At 43.2% G+C, this 19,688-nt stretch carries 17 protein-coding genes and 1 other annotated feature; of the genes, 13 read left to right on the forward strand and 4 right to left on the reverse strand.

All coding sequences use genetic code 11. The features are described from left to right. Positions 1 to 98 precede the first annotated feature (98 nt). Genes BK126_RS15995 through BK126_RS16005 form a run of 3 tightly spaced genes read left to right on the forward strand, consistent with a single transcriptional unit; the run spans position 99 to position 1,626 of the window. On the forward strand, positions 99 to 434 hold the full coding sequence (locus tag BK126_RS15995) for a hypothetical protein (RefSeq protein WP_076313569.1): 336 nt from the start codon (positions 99 to 101) through the stop codon (positions 432 to 434). 15 nt (positions 435 to 449) lie between these two features. Next, complete coding sequence (locus BK126_RS16000; protein ID WP_143757739.1) at positions 450 to 1,082, forward strand: hypothetical protein; 633 nt, start codon at positions 450 to 452, stop codon at positions 1,080 to 1,082. 43 nt (positions 1,083 to 1,125) lie between these two features. Continuing rightward, positions 1,126 to 1,626 carry an LURP-one-related family protein gene (locus BK126_RS16005; protein WP_076313571.1) on the forward strand — a complete coding sequence of 167 codons (501 nt, stop codon included), beginning with the start codon at positions 1,126 to 1,128 and terminating at the stop codon, positions 1,624 to 1,626. 78 nt (positions 1,627 to 1,704) lie between these two features. Here the strand turns inward: BK126_RS16005 and BK126_RS16010 are convergent, their stop codons facing one another. Beyond that, positions 1,705 to 2,946, reverse strand: coding sequence for an MDR family MFS transporter (locus tag BK126_RS16010; RefSeq protein WP_179085554.1), 1,242 nt, complete (start codon positions 2,944 to 2,946; stop codon positions 1,705 to 1,707). Positions 2,947 to 3,367: 421 nt separating this feature from the next. After that, positions 3,368 to 3,919 (reverse strand): dihydrofolate reductase family protein, encoded by a 552-nt coding sequence (locus BK126_RS16015; protein ID WP_076313573.1) that lies wholly within the window; start codon positions 3,917 to 3,919, stop codon positions 3,368 to 3,370. A gap of 209 nt (positions 3,920 to 4,128) precedes the next feature. Here BK126_RS16015 and BK126_RS16020 point away from each other — a divergent pair, with 209 nt between their 5' ends. The 8 genes from BK126_RS16020 (at position 4,129) to BK126_RS16055 (ending at position 13,062) form a co-directional block, all read left to right on the forward strand. Then, entirely contained in the window at positions 4,129 to 5,046 is a 918-nt protein-coding gene (locus BK126_RS16020; RefSeq protein WP_076313574.1) for a TIM barrel protein, read from the forward strand. 39 nt (positions 5,047 to 5,085) lie between these two features. Continuing rightward, a complete protein-coding gene (locus BK126_RS16025; protein ID WP_076313575.1) occupies positions 5,086 to 5,574 on the forward strand; it encodes a tetratricopeptide repeat protein in 489 nt (162 codons plus the stop codon). A gap of 148 nt (positions 5,575 to 5,722) precedes the next feature. Continuing rightward, positions 5,723 to 5,980: a binding site (T-box leader), on the forward strand. Between the two features lie 72 nt (positions 5,981 to 6,052). After that, positions 6,053 to 7,717: a 2-isopropylmalate synthase gene (gene leuA, locus BK126_RS16030; RefSeq protein ID WP_076313576.1), complete on the forward strand. Its 1,665-nt coding sequence runs from the start codon at positions 6,053 to 6,055 to the stop codon at positions 7,715 to 7,717. Positions 7,718 to 7,922: 205 nt separating this feature from the next. Continuing rightward, the gene (locus tag BK126_RS16035; protein ID WP_076313577.1) at positions 7,923 to 8,663 is read left to right on the forward strand and encodes a FadR/GntR family transcriptional regulator; all 741 of its coding nucleotides are present in this window, start codon (positions 7,923 to 7,925) and stop codon (positions 8,661 to 8,663) included. Positions 8,664 to 8,970: 307 nt separating this feature from the next. Continuing rightward, entirely contained in the window at positions 8,971 to 10,314 is a 1,344-nt protein-coding gene (locus BK126_RS16040) for an MFS transporter (RefSeq protein ID WP_076313578.1), read from the forward strand. 166 nt (positions 10,315 to 10,480) lie between these two features. Further along, positions 10,481 to 11,314, forward strand: a complete 834-nt coding sequence (locus BK126_RS16045; protein ID WP_076313579.1) for a transketolase — start codon at positions 10,481 to 10,483, stop codon at positions 11,312 to 11,314. Beyond that, positions 11,314 to 12,267, forward strand: coding sequence for a transketolase family protein (locus BK126_RS16050; protein WP_143757757.1), 954 nt, complete (start codon positions 11,314 to 11,316; stop codon positions 12,265 to 12,267). Before BK126_RS16045 ends, BK126_RS16050 begins: the two co-directional genes overlap by 1 nt. Positions 12,268 to 12,303: 36 nt before the next feature. Further along, positions 12,304 to 13,062, forward strand: a complete 759-nt coding sequence (locus BK126_RS16055; RefSeq protein ID WP_076313581.1) for an SDR family NAD(P)-dependent oxidoreductase — start codon at positions 12,304 to 12,306, stop codon at positions 13,060 to 13,062. A 74-nt stretch (positions 13,063 to 13,136) separates the two neighbouring features. Here the strand turns inward: BK126_RS16055 and BK126_RS29120 are convergent, their stop codons facing one another. After that, on the reverse strand, positions 13,137 to 13,268 hold the full coding sequence (locus tag BK126_RS29120) for a sporulation protein YjcZ (RefSeq protein WP_143042098.1): 132 nt from the start codon (positions 13,266 to 13,268) through the stop codon (positions 13,137 to 13,139). Positions 13,269 to 13,315: 47 nt separating this feature from the next. After that, the gene (locus BK126_RS29455) at positions 13,316 to 13,459 is read right to left on the reverse strand and encodes a hypothetical protein (RefSeq protein WP_177178688.1); all 144 of its coding nucleotides are present in this window, start codon (positions 13,457 to 13,459) and stop codon (positions 13,316 to 13,318) included. A 781-nt stretch (positions 13,460 to 14,240) separates the two neighbouring features. Between BK126_RS29455 and BK126_RS16060 the strand changes: the two genes are divergently transcribed. Both BK126_RS16060 and BK126_RS16065 read left to right on the forward strand, forming a co-directional pair. Beyond that, positions 14,241 to 18,203 carry a S8 family serine peptidase gene (locus tag BK126_RS16060; protein ID WP_076313582.1) on the forward strand — a complete coding sequence of 1,321 codons (3,963 nt, stop codon included), beginning with the start codon at positions 14,241 to 14,243 and terminating at the stop codon, positions 18,201 to 18,203. Positions 18,204 to 18,306: 103 nt separating this feature from the next. After that, on the forward strand, positions 18,307 to 19,539 hold the full coding sequence (locus BK126_RS16065) for an S-layer homology domain-containing protein (RefSeq protein WP_076313583.1): 1,233 nt from the start codon (positions 18,307 to 18,309) through the stop codon (positions 19,537 to 19,539). The last annotated feature ends 149 nt before the right edge of the window (positions 19,540 to 19,688 follow it).

Genomic DNA, 19,688 nt, shown 5'->3' on the forward strand with positions numbered 1-19,688 from the left:
TGGTATTATAATTAATATTAGCTATAACAAGTCATTCAAAAATAACTTTTGCGCTATATTAAAGTGTAAGTATAAATAAGAGAAAAGGAGTGGAGAACATGGATATTCAAATCAACAAAGATCTTATTGAAGATGATCGCGGCAATATTTATCTGGTCGTCGATAAGAGTCATGACACCTTGGTGCTGGTTAACGCTTTTGTCCATGCATCATTTAAGCATCGGATCATGTTTGATACAGCATTTAAGGACCAGTTCAAAGATTACGAAGGACAATACATAGGCAAACCGGCCATGGATGAGGTTAGACATGATTATGTGTTTGCACTTCATGAATGGGAAGGGAAATTATTTTCACTTAGCGAAGTGGAGAGCAACTATTCATTACAGTTCATTAAGATGATTGAGTATTACAAGCATCCGGGGACGTTATAAGTGAGGGGAACGATAATGATGTATTTTTGGAAAAAACATAAGAGTAAACTAATCATAGGATTGCTATCGATCCTGCTCGTTGCTAGTGCAGCGCTGAATATTCATCTAATGGATTACAAGGAGGCTCAAAGGGAAACAAACGAAAGATTATGGAATGAAGCGGTTGGCAGGGGGTTCACTTTGCCGATAGAAGATATTACCTATTTGACAGAGAAGCTTAAGACAGATGACTTACTAGAGACCGATGAGGTGGTGAGTCGACTTGATGCGGCAGCACGCAGTCTGGAACTGGGCAGCATATCGCTTCAGCAGATGGAGCCTTACTTTAGACAGCAAGACAGTGCATCTACCCGAGTGATGGCAAATCTCTTGCAGGACTACCACCAGTATGTTGAGAGTGATCTCTTGCAGCCATTGCAATCGACAAATAACCTGCGTCATAAATCACATCAGCTGCTTCTAGAGGATTTGGATCGCCTGCAGGAGGATCTGGTCTATCTCAAGGGCGTGATGAGCAAACAGTCTGTTACGAAGGATAAGCCCACAGATATCCAGCAGACTTGGAAGCAGGCCATTCAGAGGATGGTCGAGCAGAATCCGGATCATGCCTTTCATCAGGGGATAAGAGAGAAGTATGACTGGATCTGAGTCAATATAAGAGTTGCATTTCAGAATGAAGAGGGGAAGCGGAATGGAGCTTAATTTCAGGAATAACTTTTTCAGCTCGGGTATGACAGAAATTGTGGATGGCACGGGTCAAGAAGCCGGAAGTATCGATTTAAAGAGTGCTTTCGGCACTTCTCTGGACATTTATGGACCATCCCGTGATTTGGTTTATTCGGGTAAATTTCGTGCGTTCTCGGGAAAGTGGAATGTAATGGACCCTGAGGAAGAGATTATTGGCATCGTCAGGGCCAAGATGAGCTTTTTGACGAAAAGGTATGAATATCATGCGGGTTCACGAGGAATCTATTCCATCACTTCTCCGGCCTTCTCCAAAGAATATACGATTGAGGATGAATCGGGGAATGTAGCAGCGACCTTTACAAGAACCTCTGGCTTCTTCGGTCCGGGCTCCTATCGTCTAGATAACCTATCAAGTGAAGTGGATTCTTATGAATGGATCGCAGTTGTCATGGGAGTTCACTCGATTCAGGCCAGGCAGAATAATGCTGCGAATGCAGCAACTTAAAGACGTAAGAGACACAAGCGCTGTGTCTCTTTGTTAGTTATAGGCACTTGCATGCCATATTTCGGATGCTGGTGCGATTTACACGCCCCTTGATTGAAGTCCTCGAAATAACGCATAGTACAGTAGTGCACTGATCAGCGACGAAGCAAAATTAAGGCTGAAGATACCAAGCGGTGCAACCCAGGCAGATAAAAAAACAGTAATGGGTGCAAAAAGACGGCCGGCAATATACTGCAAATGGTCAGCTCCCATATATTGTCCTCTGGCGTGCTCTGGAGCATATTGGCTTATGAAGCTATGCATCACGGGTGATCTTACGATCTCTCCAATTGTGAAGATGATTGTGCAGCCAAATAAGTACCAGATATTCGTGCCCAGTCCGAGTAGAAATGTACCGATTCCTGTCAGCAATGCAGATAGAATGAATACGTTACGGTCTTGTACAGGACGCAGCCATCTGGTGACTGGGAGTACAAACAGCACAAACATAAGACCGTTCAAGCCCAGAACCCAGCCCAATATTTCAGTATGTTCCAACCGGATGTTTATATCAAACATAGAGATTAAGGACTGTGCTGGAACGTAATTGGTAATATAGACTGCTAAATAAAGATCCAGCTGCATGATTGAAATGAGCGAGAATACTCCTGCCAGCAAGTAGAGAAGAAACATTTTATCTCGGAAAATAATCCCGTAGCCTGTCCATTGTTCCCTTAGTAAACTCAGAAATGAATGGGAGGATGTACGATGGGTAACAGATTCGGGCTTGCTCTCATGAACGAAGAAAAAGATCAGAGCCCAGTAGATCAGCATGATGGAGGTACAGCACCACAGCAGCTCTTGCCGATATTCGAAGAAGAATACAGCGCCCAAGGCGGGGCCAAGCACGGCTCCTAAATTGTTCGCCGTCGTATAAGCAGCAAATACTTGTCTGCGGTCCTTCTGCGGGACCAGATCTGCGACCATCGCGGAACTGGCGGGTTTGTACAAGGCGGAACCCAGGCCAATTCCTATAAAAGCCGCATAATCTATTACATGATGAGTCGATGCGGCAAACAGGGCAAACATGATGGTCTGCAGTGCTGTACCGATAAGCATCACTGTACGTCTGCCTAAACGGTCAGCCATGTATCCGCCAATTAAGCTGCCGGCCAAACTGAACAAGGGAGGCACTGTCATCATAAGCCCAGCTGTCTGTAATCCGAACAATTCGCTGAAATAAACCGTAATGAAAGGGAAGTACATCCAGTACAGCATGTTGAACAGCGATTCACCAAATAATCGGATCTTCAGATTGGTGTTCCACAACCGAATCTTCACTTTAAAGCTAGCCTCCATTCTTGCACATTAATATATTCACCTGGCCAGGTCTATCAAAATATAGATGATTTTTTTGGAAAAATATAGACTTATATTTATTCAGGATTTATACTAATAATATGAAAAGCAAGGCGACGCCTGTCTAATTCCGAAGCTGCAAATATCGAACATATGTTCCGTTGGTGTTAAACTGAACAAACCATTCGCTCAACCTGATGTTACTCATACAGCTGTTTTCAAGTAGTTAAACTATTTGAAAACAGCTTTTTTTGCTTGAAAATCATTTATAATACGAATTTGCACAGCAACCGCGCAGAAAATGAAGAAATGATAGCGGTCCAATTCTGTATATGATGCACGCCACTTTAAGAAAAAAGAGAACCCGAGTCTTTACAAAAAGACCGGGGTTCTCCAGGATATTCTAAGTATAAATGATATTGTAAGTTGATTTGATAACTCCATTAGAGTATTGCTTCATGTCCACTAACTTTAAGTTAAGACGGGGCTTTACGCTTCCAAATAGAGAAATACCTTCACCAACTATAATGGGATTAACCTTCAGCACTAATTGATCAATGAGTTTATGATTAATCAACGACCCAGCTAATTCTCCACCTCCACATAGCCAAATTTTTCCGTTCCCATGCTGTTTAAGATTTTTAATGAATCCTACTGCATCACCTTTAACAAGCTCGACCTCTTCGTTTGACTCAAACTGCATGGAGTTAGAAAATATGTAATGCTTTATGCCCTTATAGCCAGGTTCACCTGGCTTAGCACCAAGTTGAAATCCAAACTCATATGTTTTTCCACCCATCAATACGGCATCGTATTGTTGAATATCGGATAAAAAGTCTGGGACATGATCCCCATCAAATAAAAAGCTGGAATTATTAATCTTTCCATCGATCATACCTTGATCCGCAATAAAGTTATCTAGTGAAACTGCAACATGATAAATCAATTCGGCCATTCAGTCATCCCTCCAAGAAAATGAATTATCTAAATCAATTCTATAAAGCAGGTTTCAATCCCTTTTCTTATTAATCTCTTTAACTTTATTTCGTTTCCGAATATCCATATTTCTCTATATTTCCTTTCATTTTCTTTTGCAAACTATAGAGGTTGTATATGATATAGTACTAAAGAAATATCACTTATACGTATGAGGAGAGACGTTAGATGCCTGCCCAATTTTTAATCGGACAATATGGTGGTTTTGATCTCGGTAAATATGAAAGGGATTTCAAGAGTCACTTTTTTGGAATTGAGAATTGTTTATATGAGTCTGTGGAGGATTTTGATAGGCTTTTGTCCTTGTCCCATAAGGATGGATTCAAGTATGGATTTCATTTCGCTCCTCGTGCTGGGCAACATGATTCGCGGGATGCGCTCTTTATGTCATCAGATGAGAACACTAGAGAAGAAGCATTCCGTTTCATTGAACAAGAGCTGGAGTTTTTGCGTGATAAGCAATTAACACCAGAATATGTACTGTTTCATTATCCTAAGCCGGTAAGACTGGATCCGCAGAAGGATTGGGGGCTGTGGTATTTTGACAATGAAGCGGAGTATGAATGGGAGAGCGAGCATTCGAACCTATCCTTTGAAGCCAGAAGTGAAGAGGTATTTCAGAGATTATCCCATTATGGGGAGCAGTACGGTTTTACGCCGGTTCTTGAATTTGACGCTGTACGGAGTGTCATTGTGGAAACCGATCTGCTGATTCGACTACTGGAGAAGTATCCCTCTATTCGAATCTGTCTGGATACGGCCCGATTGTTTCTTCAGTCCTTGACCGATCCGGATTTTGATGCGATGAAAGTAATTCGCAAGTACACTCCCTATGCCAAGCTCATTCATTTATCCAATGCCCGTTACACAGATAACGCGGTTCTAAGGCATCATCCGGTGCTTCCGAGGTTATCTCCTATTGATGGCTGGGCACCGATCGAGGATTATCTAATCGCCATTCGGGAGCTGAATTCGGATGTCCTTATACTATTCGAGCACCAATCTGATCGTATCACGGATGCTGAGCTTGCGGAATGCTATGAGTGGGTAGATGGACTCATGAACAGGGAAAAAACAGCTTGTTAAGATATAACTGCAAGCATGCTGCGAGAAGGAGTATTCATTATGAATCTAATAGAGGAAGCCATTAAATTAAGAAATGAAGGAAACAAGGAAGAAGCGCTGGAAAGACTACTTCATATTAAAAATACAATTGAAAATGACCAAGCGGCGCAAATAAGATATCAGATTGCTTGGACTTACGATTCATTAGGACTTGAGAAGGAAGCTGTTCCTTATTATTTGGAGGCCATCTCCATGGGGATACAGGGAGAAGATAGATCAGGAGCTTTGTTGGGACTGGGCAGTACATATCGAAGCTTGGGTCAGTATGAAGCTGCCGAGAACATATTAAGGCAAGGTATAGAAGAATTCCCGAATCATAGAGAGTTTAGAGTCTTTCTTGCAATGGTTCAGTATAATCTCAAAGAATATGCATCCGCCATGAGGCTGCTGCTGAAGGAAATCGCTGAAAATTCTAATCATTCCGGAGTTCAGAGCTACAGACAGGCCATTGCCTTCTATGCGGATAAGCTGGATCAGCGCTGGGATTAACTAAAAAATGTCCTTTCGTTGAAGAAACGTTAAGTATTCAGCTCTCGAATTTTCAAAACTTCGATGTCATTTATTTTACGGAACTTGTAAGTTTTTTCGTGATTTCACTTGCTAACTTCAATTTTGTAGTATAAAATGACATCAATATTTAAATACGATGAAGAGGAATAGTACATCAATTCCAAGCGATCAGAGAGCTGTTGTCCGGTGCAAAACAGCCGCATAGGAATGTTGGAACTCGCCTTGAAGTAGCTCGCTGAACTGGAGTAGGTGGAGCCGGAGTCCTAACCGTTATCAATTAGGGGATATAAGTTCATTGCAACTGGACCTGTATCTGCCTGAGTGCATACCTTATGGTATGAATTAGAGTGGTACCACGTAAGATGTAAAGTCTTTCGTCTCTTATGAAGAGATGGAAGGCTTTTTTTGCATCCATAAATCAGATGTACATACTATTGGGAAAAGGGTGGTCGTTACGATGAAAAATGTGGAGAAATATGCAAGAGGTTATTTTATGCCCCCGAAGACAAGCATGAACTGGGCAAAAAAAGAATATATTTCCGAAGCACCGACCTGGTGTAGTGTCGATCTTAGAGATGGAAACCAGGCGCTCGTGGTGCCTATGAACCTTGAAGAGAAGCTGGAGTATTTTAATCTCCTTGTGGACATTGGATTCAAAGAGATTGAGGTCGGCTTTCCAGCTGCATCCGAGACAGAATTTGCTTTTCTTAGAACCTTAATTGAGCAGAACCTTATTCCAGATGATGTAACGATTCAAGTACTTACCCAATCCAGAGAGCATATTATTCGCAAGACCTTTGAATCCCTTAGAGGAGCCAAAAGTGCGGTCGTCCATCTGTATAACTCCACAAGCCTTGCTCAGCGTGAGCAGGTGTTCCGCAAATCCAAGAAAGAAATTATTGATATTGCGGTATCCGGAGCAAAGCTGTTGAAGCAGTGTGCCCAGGATACAGAAGGGAATTTTAAGTTCCAATATTCGCCTGAGAGCTTTACCGGTACGGAGATAGAATTTGCTCTTGATATCTGCAACAGTGTACTCGATGTATGGCAGCCTACAGCAGACAATCAGGTGATTATTAATCTGCCTGCTACCGTATCGATGTCCATGCCTCACATTTATGCGAGCCAGATCGAATATATGAGTGAACACTTAAGCCATCGGGAGCATGTAATCTTGTCGGTCCATCCGCACAATGATAGAGGAACCGGTGTTGCAGATGCGGAGCTGGCGATGCTGGCAGGTGCACAGCGGGTAGAAGGAACCTTATTTGGTAATGGAGAACGTACAGGGAATGTAGATATCGTCACTCTAGCACTGAATATGTATTCTCACGGAGTAGATCCTCAGCTAGATCTTACCAATATTCCTCAGATCATCTCGGTATATGAACGCCTGACGAAAATGAATGTGGATGAGAGACATCCATATGGCGGGGAACTTGTATTTACGGCCTTCTCAGGCTCACATCAGGATGCGATCGCCAAAGGGATGAAATGGCGTGAAGAGGAGCAGCGTACCCACTGGTCCGTTCCTTACCTGCTGATTGATCCGATTGATATCGGCCGTGAATATGAAGGTGACATTATTCGTATCAATAGTCAATCCGGCAAGGGCGGTATCGGGTTCATTTTACAACAGAAATATGGCCTTGATCTTCCGCCGAAGATGCGCGAAGACTTTGGTTATGTCGTCAAGAATGTGTCAGACCGTACACAAAAAGAGCTGATGCCAAACGAAATTTACGATATCTTCATGCAGGAATATGTAAACATTTCAGTACCGGTCGAATTTGTGAAATACCAGTTCCCGGATGATGAGGACTTCCATACAATTGTAACGATTCAAACGGGTGGAGAATTAAAACAAATTACAGGTAACGGTAACGGAAGACTGGATGCCATCAGTAATGCGCTTCAGAATCATTGTGGACTAGAATATAAGGACCTGGTATACCGCGAGCATGCACTTGAGACGGGCTCCAAATCACAGGCTGTTTCTTACATCGGTATTACATCCAGTAATGGAACCGTATTCTGGGGCTGCGGCGTTGACGCCGATATCGCCAAATCCTCTGTCAAGGCTTTGTTTAGCGCGGTGAATAAAATGAACCAGAAGCAGTAACTATTTCATTTACAAGGTCATATATCGTTTGATTAAATCCCCTTCCAAAAAACTGGGTGAATAAGCCATCACAACAATTCAATGGTGATGAGCATACTCCAACCTTAGCGGAAGGGGAATATTTGTTTTTATACTAAATACTCATTATGTTGTCTTACAAGTTACTGCTATAATATAATACATATTGAATAATAACTAATAGAATATGAAATCAAGCAGAAGGGATGTGATCTGTATTCAATTCAACCGAGTGACTAGCAGCAAGCTGTATATACAAATCTATGATCAAATCTTGTCTCAAATACAGTCAGGAACATTTGATATAGGTGACAAATTGCCAACAGAACGAGAACTCTGTGCTCAGTTTGGTGTAAGTCGTGCGCCGATTAGACAAGCATTGAGCGCTTTGGAAATGAACGGTTATATTTATTCACGTCAAGGAGAAGGTGTTTATGTAAAGAGTACTCAGAGTCCTTCAGAATCAGCTTCCTCTGAAACGTCTTTTATGCTTGAATCTATTGCACCAGAGGATATTGTTGAGGCGAGAATGAATATCGAACCATTGATTGCCAAATATGCTGCACTAAGAGCATCGAAGGAAGAGATTGAAGCTCTTCGCATGACCGTGGCGCAGATGGAATTAGAGACAGCCCAAGGGGAATATGTGCCAGAGACGGATGAAAGACTGCATACCGAAATCGCTAAAGCTTCTCATAACGACCTGTTTCTTCAGTTTGTAACCGCTATAGTGGAGGCCATGAAACAGCAGGAAATGTGGAAGTTTATCCGAGATCGCACGGTTACCCGTCCGGATTATAGAGACACGAATTTCCAAGAACATAAAGAAATTATTTCAGCCATTGAGCAGCATGATGGAGATCGGGCGGAGAAGCTTATGACTTCGCATATGCAAAACCTATATGACCGCTATTGGAAACATGAATAGCATGAATCAATCCTCTGTTCAAAGAAGGGATGAACGGAGGATTTTTCTATGAAAAAGATCCTATTATTGAACAAGTCGTGAATAAAGTGTTGACATATTTATTAAGCGAGTTTTATACTAGGGATGCAAAACACTTAGGATACAAGTTAACAAGTAGATCAATTTACAAAAACTTGTATAATGTTCATGGAAGAAGGGAGAGAGGAAATATATTTTTTTAGTTTTTGTAAGCGGTTAATTTAGCAGGTTTGCCACCGCAGGTCAACCTAGATAGCATGATTATTACACCTTTATGGGGGAATTTGTTATGGATATTCAGCAGCTAGAGAAATCAACGACCCGCAAGGTTACGCTTCGATTAATTCCGTTTTTGTTTCTATGCTTTACAATATCCATCCTTGACCGGGTAAATATTGGATTTGCTGCACTTCGTATGAATGAGGATTTAGGCTTCTCGGATGCGGTATATGGCTTTGGAGCCGGCATCTTTTTTGTAGGTTACTTTCTGCTAGAAGTACCGGGCAGTGCGATGATGACCAAAATCGGAGCAAGACGCTGGATCAGCCGCATTATGATATCGTGGGGACTCATTGCGATCATTATGGCTTTTGTCCAAACTCCGGTGCAATTTTATATCGTTCGATTCCTGCTTGGTGTAGCAGAGGCAAGCTTTTATCCCTGCATGGTTCATTATCTGAGTGGATTTTATCAATCCAAGCATCATGCCAAGGCAATTGCCGGCTTCATGATTGCCATTCCCGCAGCGAATGCGATCGGATCACCACTCTCTACATTTTTACTCCAGATTGATTGGTTAGGACTTTCAGGTTGGCAATGGTTATTTATTTTGGAAGCGATTCCAGCAATTCTGCTAGGTATTATCTGCTACTTCTATTTGACAGATCGGATTGAGGACGCGAAATGGTTGACGAATGAAGAGAAAACGTGGCTTATCGACGTAACGACGAAGGAAGCGCAAGCGAAGCAAAAGGTGAAAAACTATACGTTCTGGCAAGCAATCAAAGACCGTGACGTCATTATATTGTCATTTGGATACTTTTTTTGGATGTTCGGTTACTACGGAATAAATATGTTCCTGCCGACGATCTCTCAAGGATTAACACAGACGACAGGGTTGTCTTTGCAAAATATGGGATGGGTGCTTGGAGCCATGTATCTGTTCGCCATGGTTGTCATGTTTTTCGTAGGTAGAAGCTCAGATAAAACCAATGAACGCAGGCTGCATGTAGCAGGATGTCTTATCATAAGTGCTATTGCGATGATCCTTAGTGTGTTTATTGCTGAATACAGTATTGTAGGCGCATTCATTTTGTTGACGATCAGTTTGTGCGGAGCTTTTGGAGCCTACTCTCCGTTCTGGGCTATTCCGCCGTCCTTCTTGACAGGGGCTGCAGCAGGTGGAGCGATCGCTTTCATTAATAGTATCGGTAATCTTGGAGGCTTCTTCGGTCCCTATTTTGTAGGGTTCATCAATGACCTTACCGGAACACATAATATGGGAATGATTATTCTGGGAATTAGTATGATTGTAAGTGCCGTTATTGTCGTTACTCTTGTGAAGCAATCCGGCAAGAACAACACTGCCGAGAGTCAGGCTCCAATAAAAAATACGAGTGATACTTTAGTATGATTCTATTCAAGTGCAGATTAACAACCAAATTAGAAATAAGCGAGTATAAATAAGCAGATTTACTTCTATACTCGTTTTTATTTAAAGTAACTTAGGAGACAAGTAGACAAAATTACAAATGCGAAGTCTATATTTTTCATTTCACTAAAACATGAGGTGATCATTCATGCAGCAACCGAGTATTGAACAATTAAAGAACATGGCTGTTGAATTACGGCAAACTGCTCTGACCATGATTTACGAAGCACAGTCCGGACATCCCGGGGGATCTTTTTCGGCAGCCGACATTATCGCAGCTCTATATTTTAAGGAAATGAATATTGATCCTGCAAACCCGAAATGGGAGGATCGGGACCGGTTCGTTTTGTCCAAAGGACATGTATGCCCAATCCAATATGCGGCCCTGCTGCATAGAGGCTATGTACCTTTTGAGCATGTCCATACGTTACGTAAATACGGTTCTCCATTTCAAGGTCATCCGGATATGAAAAAATGCCCGGGCATCGATATTTCTACCGGTTCGCTAGGCCAAGGGTTATCCTGTGCAGTCGGTATGGCGATTGCAGGTAAACGGGACGAAAAAGATTACAGGGTATTTGCGATGCTGGGTGATGGAGAGTGTCAAGAAGGACAGATCTGGGAAGCCGCACAAACGGCCAACAAGTATCAATTAGACAATCTGATTGTCTTCGTTGACGATAATAATCTGCAGATTGACGGCACCTGCGATGAAATTATGCCAAACCTTGATCTAGAGCTGAAATTCCAGGCGTTCGGTTTTGAGACTAAACGAATTGACGGCCACGATATGGAGCAGATTGTGAGCACCTTGGATGAAATCCGAGACAAGCAGAATGGTAAACCTAAATGTATCGTTTGCAACACGGTAAAAGGCAGAGGAGTTTCATTTATGGAAAATGTTTGCGGCTGGCATGGAGCTGCTCCAAAAGAAGCAGAATATTTAGATGCTATGAAAGAAATTGCGGGAGGTTTGAAATGATGAACACATCCAAAACAAACACGCAAAATAAGAAAATAGCGACGAGAGACGCCTTTGGTCACGAAATCGTTGAATTGGGCTTGCAGAACAAAAATATTTATGTTGTCGATATAGATATTGGCAAATCATGTAAAACGACAGATTTTGCAGCTAAGCTGCCAAATCAGCACATCAATGTCGGTATTGCTGAGCAGAATGCAGCAGGCCTTGCAGCAGGTCTCGCAACAACAGGGAAGATTCCTTTTATTAGCACTTATGCGGTATTTGGGTCACTGCGTATGGCTGAACAAGTCAGGCAGGAGGTGTGCTATCCGAATCTTAATGTGAAAATCGCCTGCTCCCATGGTGGACTTACCCCTGCAAATGACGGAGGCAGTCATCAGGCGATTGAGGATATGGGGGTCCTGCGTACTATACCTAATATGACAGTTATTATGGGAGCGGATTATTATTCCACTCGTAAGCTGGTTGCCGCTGCAGCGGAGCATGATGGTCCTGTCTATCTGCGTTTTACACGGGATACCATTCCCGTCATATATGATGAAAATGAAAAATTTGAGATCGGAAAAGCCAAGCAGCTGAAGAATGGCACAGATGTAGCCATTATTGCCAACGGAGATACTGTCCATCTAGCTATGGAAGCAGCAGAAGATTTGGAGAAGGGAGGTATTTCTGTAAAGCTGCTTGATATGCATACCCTTAAACCGCTCGATCGGGAAGCCGTGGTCGATTGCTTGTCTATCGGAAGAATCATTACTGTGGAGGATCACAACATCTTGAATGGACTTGGCAGTGCAGTGAGTGAGGTGGTCGCAGAAGAAGGCGGAGCCATTGTCAGACGGATTGGTGTACAGGATCGCTTCGGTGAATCTGCCCCTTACGAGAAACTGCTGGAGTTGAACGGTATTACCGTGCAGAACATTGTATCTACGGCTAAATCAATGTTGAAATGACGAAATCAAAATTACAGGTACAGGAGTGTTTACATCATGTTTGAATTAACGAACCAGACAGCTGTTGTTACAGGAAGCGGATCTATAAGAGGGATTGGGCGTACTATTGCAATGACCCTTGCAAAGCAGGGAGCAGCAGTCGTTGTGGCTGACCTTGATATGAATGGAGTTCAGGATACCGTTCGGGCCATTCAAGCTGCAGGTGGAGAAGCATTGGGTGTTGAGCTGAATGTTACCAGTGAAGATTCTGTAAAAGCGATGATGAATAAAGTGATGGAAGTTTACGGACGAATTGATATTCTTGTGAATAATGCAGGCATATCGCAGAAGGTAACTGTCGAAGAAATGAGTCTGGCAGATATGTCACGTGTTTTTAACGTAAATATGTTCGGATTATTCCTATGCTCACAGGCTGTACTCGAACCAATGAGAAAACAGAAATATGGACGGATTATCAGCTTGTCGTCCGTGTCCGCGAAACGAGGAGGCGGGGTCTTTGGAGGAGCTCATTACTCCGCATCCAAGGCAGCCGTACTCGGATTCTCCAAAAATTTAGCCCGTGAGGTGGCAAGCGACGGTATTACGGTCAATTGTGTCGCTCCAGGCCTAGTGAATACGGATATTTGGAAGTCGATGGAAGCGTCTGCTGCAGAGGCTGTAATCGCCGGAATTCCAGCTGGTCGACCGGGAGAAACGGAGGAAATTGCAGCAGCAATTGCTTTCTTAGCTTCCAAAGAAGCAGCTTACATTACGGGTGAGGAGATTGATATTAACGGCGGATCTCATATGGATTAATTTATTCATCATGATACAACAAGCACAAAAAAGAGGCATTCCTTATATGGAATACCTCTTTTTTGCTCAGTCTATTAGTATCCTCCAAATCCGCCCCATTTAAAGGATGCGGAAATGATAACCAAGAGAATAAACAGTACAAGAACAGCTCCGATTGTGTTATCGCCGCCATGGCCGTACCCAAAGCCTCCAACTAAACCGCTCACAGCAATTCCTCCTTTATATCAGGTTAAGAAAATTCTATGCTGGATTATTAGTAACCACCAAAATAGCCTTTACCAAAGGATGCAGCAATGATAACCAAGAGAATAAAGAGTACTAAAATAGCGCCGACCTTATTCCCACCGCCGTAACCACCCATACCGTAACCGCTGTAAGATTCAACAACTCCGCTCATCTCAATTCCTCCTTTAACCGAAGATAAGATAGGGTATGACAGAAAAATGGAATTGATCTAGACGAATGTGGAATTGTCGAATTACATTCCATCGTTTCGTTTTTGCAATAAAATGAATTATATATTCAAGAAGAAGAACTCCTTGGGTATGTCTACACGGAAGGAAATGAAGAGCATGCTGAAGGCAGTGTGGAATATATTGCAGTAGCTGCTGCAGCTCGAATTCTACATTCTAAATACTTAAGAATTGTGAGTGAAGCCTATATTTATCCTGGAATCAGGAGGATATGGGCTTTTTTATGTTCTAGTTGTAATATACAGCTGCATTTATCCTAGTACATTTCGACTAAATCTTTCATTAGCTCGATACAAAATGTAGCGCTAATTTCCTGTTTTTCAATTGTAGATTCCGAGATTCTGAGTCGATCTGACAAAAAATCTATCCATTATACAGCATTCAACCAATGGTTGATTAGAATGGATGTCAAATAACTTCACCTAAGCAGTTTGTTATGTTCGATTTTATACGAAAATAGCTCGAGTTTTATGTAAAAACAAGGTGTTTGACAACAATTCTACCATCATATAAGGCATATCAGGAAATTCTACAATGTTTTTAAGCGTGTTGAATTAAAATAGTTTTCGAAGAACGAACCGCGTTACTTCAAGCTACATAAGTAGAAGTTTATCGAAAAAGGAGACATGCGATGAGGAGAAGACATGAAGATTGATAGAGTATTGCAGAAACTTAGCTTACATTGAATCGTATAGGAGGAGTAGTATGCAGTCTAAGCCCATTCGACGCAGATTGATGTCATTATCGGTTGTCTCCACGTTATTCCTTTCCACAGTATTTCCCGCAGTAGTCTCCGGAGCAGAAGCAACGAATAGGAAGTTTGATCCTTCCATATTTAATGTAGACGAGAGTAATTTATTATCTAGTATTGAAGGTAAATCATTAAACTATAATCAGAAGCTAGAAGCAATGGAACGTTCGGGCGGCAGTACGAATTCCACTCCTAGATCAAAACCGGTACCGAACAGTGAACTATCCGGTCTTTCATCCTCTCAGAGTGCACCTCAAAATTTTGTTCCTGAATCCGACAGCACCAGTACAATCAGTGTAATTGTAGAACTATCCCAAGACCCCGTAGCCCTTCACGAATCAAAGGTAACTCAAGGCTTAAGCTCCTCAAGAAGCGACCAGCGTAGTCTGATTAAGAAGGAACAGCAATCTTTTGCTTCGGCAGCCAAACGACTTAATGCAACCATCAAGACAGACTACTCCGTCGTATTCAATGGGTATGCAGTCGACATAAGAGCGGATCAAGTAGAGTCTCTGCTGACATTACCTGGCGTTAAAGCGGTCTATCCAGATTCGGAGATGTTTGCAACACCACTGGACAGCATGACACCGAATATGGACGACAGTGCTCCAATGATAGGTTCTCAGCAATTCTGGGATATCGGATACGATGGCACCGGGATTAAAGTGGGTGTACTTGATACAGGAATTGATTATGACCATCCGTCTCTTCGAGATGCATACAAAGGTGGCTATGACTTCATCGATAATGATGACGATCCCTATGAAACACCACCAGATCCAAGAGATCCAGATGCCCAGACCGATCATGGTACCCATGTAGCCGGTACGATTGCGGGTCGAGGCAATCCATTAGACCCTGAAGGAGATACCGGTTGGGTTAAAGGGGTAGCTTACGGAGCAGATCTGTATGCTTACCGAGTACTGGGTCCAGGTGGATCAGGTCCAACATCAGGCGTTATCGAAGCAATCGAACAATCGGTATTAGATGATATGGATGTCATTAACCTATCTCTAGGCAGCAGCATCAACAATGAGATTGATCCTGCTTCTGTAGCCTTAAATAATGCAGCTCTCTCGGGAGTTGTCGCAGTTGTTGCTAACGGTAACGATGGTCCGGATGGATATACACTGGGTTCACCAGGTTCAGCTGAAATACCCATTTCAGTAGGTGCTTCTGCACCGGTGTTAAATCTACCTACAGTGACTGGAGAAGGATTGATTAAATCTTTCGGAAGTCTCATGACTTTCTCTCCCGACATTACTCCTTTAGAAGGACAAGCACTTGAGGTGGTATATGCAGGTCTGGGCACGACAGGCGACTTTGAGGATAAGGATTTAACAGGAAAAGTTGCACTCATTCAAAGAGGCGGCATATCCTTCACGGAGAAGTCTGTAAATGCTCAGGCTGCTGGGGCTGTAGCTGCACTCGTGTATAACAATGAGCCAAGAAACTTTGGAGGAACCTTAGGTGCTCCGGGTGACTACATTCCTACGTTAAGCCTCTCACTTGAAGATGGAGAAGCGCTTAAATCAATAATCGAAGCAGCACCTGGTTATACCATTACATTAAATACAGAAATGAAACAGGATTATATCGGAGATTTCAGTTCCAGAGGTCCAAGTTTGCCAAACTATATAGTTAAGCCGGATATTTCGGCACCAGGAATCGCAATAAGATCCTCTGTACCTGCTTATGGTGGTGATTACACAGATGCTTATGCAGATTTTCAAGGGACAAGCATGGCCGCACCACATATTGCCGGGGCTGCTGCACTACTGCTCGATAAGGACGAGTCTTTAAGTCATTATGAAATCAAAGGACTCATGACGAATAACGCATTGAAGATTAATGACCTGTACGGCAATAGACACAAGCATAATGAACAAGGGGCGGGTCGTATTGATCTTGAAAGTACGCTTGAAGCCAAAGCAGTAGCGCTTGTTCAGGAGACGACGACAGCCGTAGAATCGAGAGAGGAAACACCATATGAAACCGGTCTTCTTAGCTTTGGGGTGCTTGGTGAAGGTGCTGAAGCCTCCAGAACCGTTGATGTAAGTGATGTGATCGGTGAGTCTTCTTCCTACAGTGTATCAACACAATGGTATGGAGCAGAGCCAGGAACACTTACTGTAAGTGAGAATTCAATCTCCGTTCCTGCGAACGGTGAATCCTCTTTTGACGTGAGCATTGCAATGAATGCTGAAGTTCCAGAAGGCAATTATGACGGGGAGATTATTTTGACAGAAGCCGGCGGTCACCAGCTTCAAATCCCAGTAAACGTCTATGTAGGAGAGCCGGTGAAGAATCCTGAGGTAATTACAGAACTCGATCCGCAGTACTTCTCGCCAAACGGAGACTTTGTCAGCGATGTGACGGATGTCTATTATTATGCCAGCATAGACACGAACTATATATCACTTGATGTATATGATCTTTATACTGGTGATTGGGTTGGTGTAATTGATGAGGTCGAAGATGAAATCAGATCCGGTGAATATGTTGTTGAGAATTGGGATGGGACCGTAAGTGATTATGATCTGGAAACGGAAGATTCTGAGCTTGAACAGGGTGTCTACGCTGTGGTTCCATGGATTGAACTGAATGGTGAACTCGTAGGTTTGTTCGAACACGCATACCCATTTATTTTAGATGTTGAGGCTCCAACTTCCACACTTAGCGATCCTCAAATTACAGTTGAAGGAAATATCGGCACGATCTCCGGGCAAATTGGAGAAGATCTGATGATCGACGCGCTAGGGAGTTATTCGGGCATCGTGATCGAAGCAGGTTATGTTGTGGACGGTGAATGGGAATATGTCGAAGGCACGATTTCTGGAAATGGTAAATTTGAAGTCGAAGTGCCCATCGTAGAAGGTCAGAATGAATTTGAAGTGTATGTGTATGATCTTGCGGGTAACGGATTCTTAACCCCTTCTTATATTGTTGAATATGAGAGTGACGGTGAAGAACCCGGAGAACCAACTCCAGGTGAAATCTCCTTAACGGTTGAACCTTCCGCCGATGAAGTTGGTGTCAATGAATCCTTCAATCTGGATATCGATTTCTCCGAAGTGGAGGATCTCTATTCCGCTCAGTTCAGCTTGACGTATGATGAAGATCTGGTAAAAGGTACAACAGCACCAAGCGTGGTTCTCGCAACTTATCAGGAAGAGCAGAATCCAGGTGTAACTCCATACGTTTATGAAGAAACAACGGCACTCGGTAATGGATTAGCGAAAACAGACTATGTCATTACGCTGGTTGGACTGGAGTCCGGTTACACCGGAGATGGTGCACTCGCATCATTTAACTTCGCTGGCTCAAGTGAAGGCGAGTATGATTTCGAGTTATCAAATATTCGTGCACTGAACAGTACTTCTGCAGATATTGCAGTTGGTGATGTAACCGGAGCGACTGTAACGGTAACAAGTGATCCTTCACCTGGTCAATACTCCATCACAGGCAGTATCGATGCTGAAGCCTTCGCTGACAGTGTCGACTACAGTGAGACTTGGTACCAAGGTGCGGATGGCGTGCACAAGGTTGTTGTTGAAGCTGTCGATAGTAACGGTTCAGTAGCAGGCGTAGGAACGGTTCGTGCTGACGGCACTTATACCATCGAAGTTATAGAAGGAACTTACACGGTTCGCGTTGTTGTTCCGGGTCACATTACGGAAACAGCAGGCGTAACCGTAGACGGCAGTGAAACGTTGAACTTCGGACCGCTGACAGCAGGTGACGTTAATAATGACGGTGCAGTGAATCTCGTGGATCTGCAGCTGACAGCCAAAGAGTTCGGCAAAACGAAAGGTTCCGCTTGGCCAAATGCTAAAGCCTCTGCAGCGGATATCAATCGTGACAGTGCAGTAGACCTGCTGGACATCTCATACATCATCGGCAACTACGAGCTGTAATTATTTGATCCTAGCAATATATAAATTTCGAAAGAAACAGTAAGCTGGAGGGAGGACTATTAGTCCTCTCTCCTTACATAACAAGAAGACAGGAGCTGCACTCATGATGAAAACTCCGTTATCAAAGAAGTTAGCAACGATTCTACTGGCGAGTGGTCTGATCCTTAGCTCGTATCCTGCTGCCATGCTCGCTGCAGAATCCACAGCCGTTACTTCAGCCTCGAATAGCCAATCCGATCTTCCGATAGTTCGTCTCGTGCCCTCTTCATACCATGTCAAGACAGGAGATATTGTTGAAGTTGCAATTTGGCTGCAGGGTTTTACGGGAGACTACAGTAAAGTACAGGGCTATGAGGTTCACTTGAATTTTGATAAAGCACTGCTTGCGCCTGTCGAAGGAGAGAACAAGCTTACGCCAAGCGTTTTTAAGAAGACAAGTAATCCGATGAGCCTGCTTAATAAAGTGAATGCGTCAGGTACCGTACAAATTGCCGAGGCGATTACATCGAAGAATGCGAAGCTGTTTACGGGCTATGGAAAAGTAGGAACGGTGAAGTTTCGTGCATTGAAGGCGGGATCAGCCAAGCTAACCCAGTCCAAATCCATCATTATTCAGCCGGATAATCCGGGCATTAACATCATACATCGTGTGAACCATCCTACAATTACAATCTCAGGAAGCGGATCGGGAACAGGTAAAGTAAATGAAGTTATTGAGACCGTGGGAGATAAAGCTGAGCAAAAAGTAAGCCTGCCGACAAGTAAAGAAATCATCTCCGGGTTTAAAGATCAGTCGGCATTAACCAAAGTCAAATGGGCGGAGAACGCCATCATTCGTCTAGCTACAAGTGAAGTGCTTGTCGGTACGAACGAAGGCAACTTTGAACCGCTCCGCAATATGACTAGAGCTGAATTCGCCAAAGCGGTTGTAACTGCACTTCAGCTTGATATGGCTCAGACGATGGCACCCTCATTCTCGGATATCCAAACGACCGATTGGTATTATGATTATGTGGAAACCGCTGCGAGTTACGGTCTGATTCAGGGTTCCAAGGATAAGAGCTGGGCGCTGACGTTCAAGCCGAATGCTCCCATTACAAGAGCAGAATTAGCTGCGATCCTATCCAGGCATCTCACGGCAGGGACAAGTGAGTTGGCCGTTAAAGCTGCGCCATTTACAGATATTCAGAATCACTGGGCCCAGTCCTCCATCTCCTATCTGTACAATAACCAGTTGATTCAAGGCAAATCCCAGTCCAAATTCGCACCGAATGACATGGCGAATCGTGCTGAGGTCAGCGTCATGCTGAATCGAATTCAAGAGTGGACTGACTAAAGGTTCTGCTCCACGAAAATTCATAGGATCATCGTCTGCTTCCTTTGCTCAGGAGCAGACGTTTTTTTGTAACCAATAAATTTCCGTGTTACGATATGTGATGGGCTAGTAGAAAGCACGACACATCGCCCCAAATTTACATATTTAGA

This window comes from Paenibacillus sp. FSL H7-0326 (assembly GCF_001955535.1).
In the GTDB taxonomy this organism is placed as follows: Bacteria; Bacillota; Bacilli; order Paenibacillales; family Paenibacillaceae; genus Paenibacillus; species Paenibacillus shunpengii.

Bases quoted from the DNA above. Each gene is read 5' to 3' on its own strand.
- BK126_RS16025 (WP_076313575.1), top strand. From the start codon at position 5,086: ATGAATCTAATAGAGGAAGCCATTAAATTAAGAAATGAAGGAAACAAG.
- BK126_RS16000 (WP_143757739.1), top strand. From the start codon at position 450: ATGATGTATTTTTGGAAAAAACATAAGAGTAAACTAATCATAGGATTG.
- BK126_RS16065 (WP_076313583.1), top strand. From the start codon at position 18,307: ATGATGAAAACTCCGTTATCAAAGAAGTTAGCAACGATTCTACTGGCG.
- BK126_RS16060 (WP_076313582.1), top strand. From the start codon at position 14,241: ATGCAGTCTAAGCCCATTCGACGCAGATTGATGTCATTATCGGTTGTC.
- BK126_RS16040 (WP_076313578.1), top strand. From the start codon at position 8,971: ATGGATATTCAGCAGCTAGAGAAATCAACGACCCGCAAGGTTACGCTT.
- BK126_RS16050 (WP_143757757.1), top strand. From the start codon at position 11,314: ATGAACACATCCAAAACAAACACGCAAAATAAGAAAATAGCGACGAGA.
- BK126_RS16045 (WP_076313579.1), top strand. From the start codon at position 10,481: ATGCAGCAACCGAGTATTGAACAATTAAAGAACATGGCTGTTGAATTA.
- leuA (WP_076313576.1), top strand. From the start codon at position 6,053: ATGAAAAATGTGGAGAAATATGCAAGAGGTTATTTTATGCCCCCGAAG.
- BK126_RS29455 (WP_177178688.1), bottom strand. From the start codon at position 13,459: ATGAGCGGAGTTGTTGAATCTTACAGCGGTTACGGTATGGGTGGTTAC.
- BK126_RS16055 (WP_076313581.1), top strand. From the start codon at position 12,304: ATGTTTGAATTAACGAACCAGACAGCTGTTGTTACAGGAAGCGGATCT.
- BK126_RS16015 (WP_076313573.1), bottom strand. From the start codon at position 3,919: ATGGCCGAATTGATTTATCATGTTGCAGTTTCACTAGATAACTTTATT.
- BK126_RS16035 (WP_076313577.1), top strand. From the start codon at position 7,923: ATGAAATCAAGCAGAAGGGATGTGATCTGTATTCAATTCAACCGAGTG.
- BK126_RS16005 (WP_076313571.1), top strand. From the start codon at position 1,126: ATGGAGCTTAATTTCAGGAATAACTTTTTCAGCTCGGGTATGACAGAA.
- BK126_RS16020 (WP_076313574.1), top strand. From the start codon at position 4,129: ATGCCTGCCCAATTTTTAATCGGACAATATGGTGGTTTTGATCTCGGT.
- BK126_RS15995 (WP_076313569.1), top strand. From the start codon at position 99: ATGGATATTCAAATCAACAAAGATCTTATTGAAGATGATCGCGGCAAT.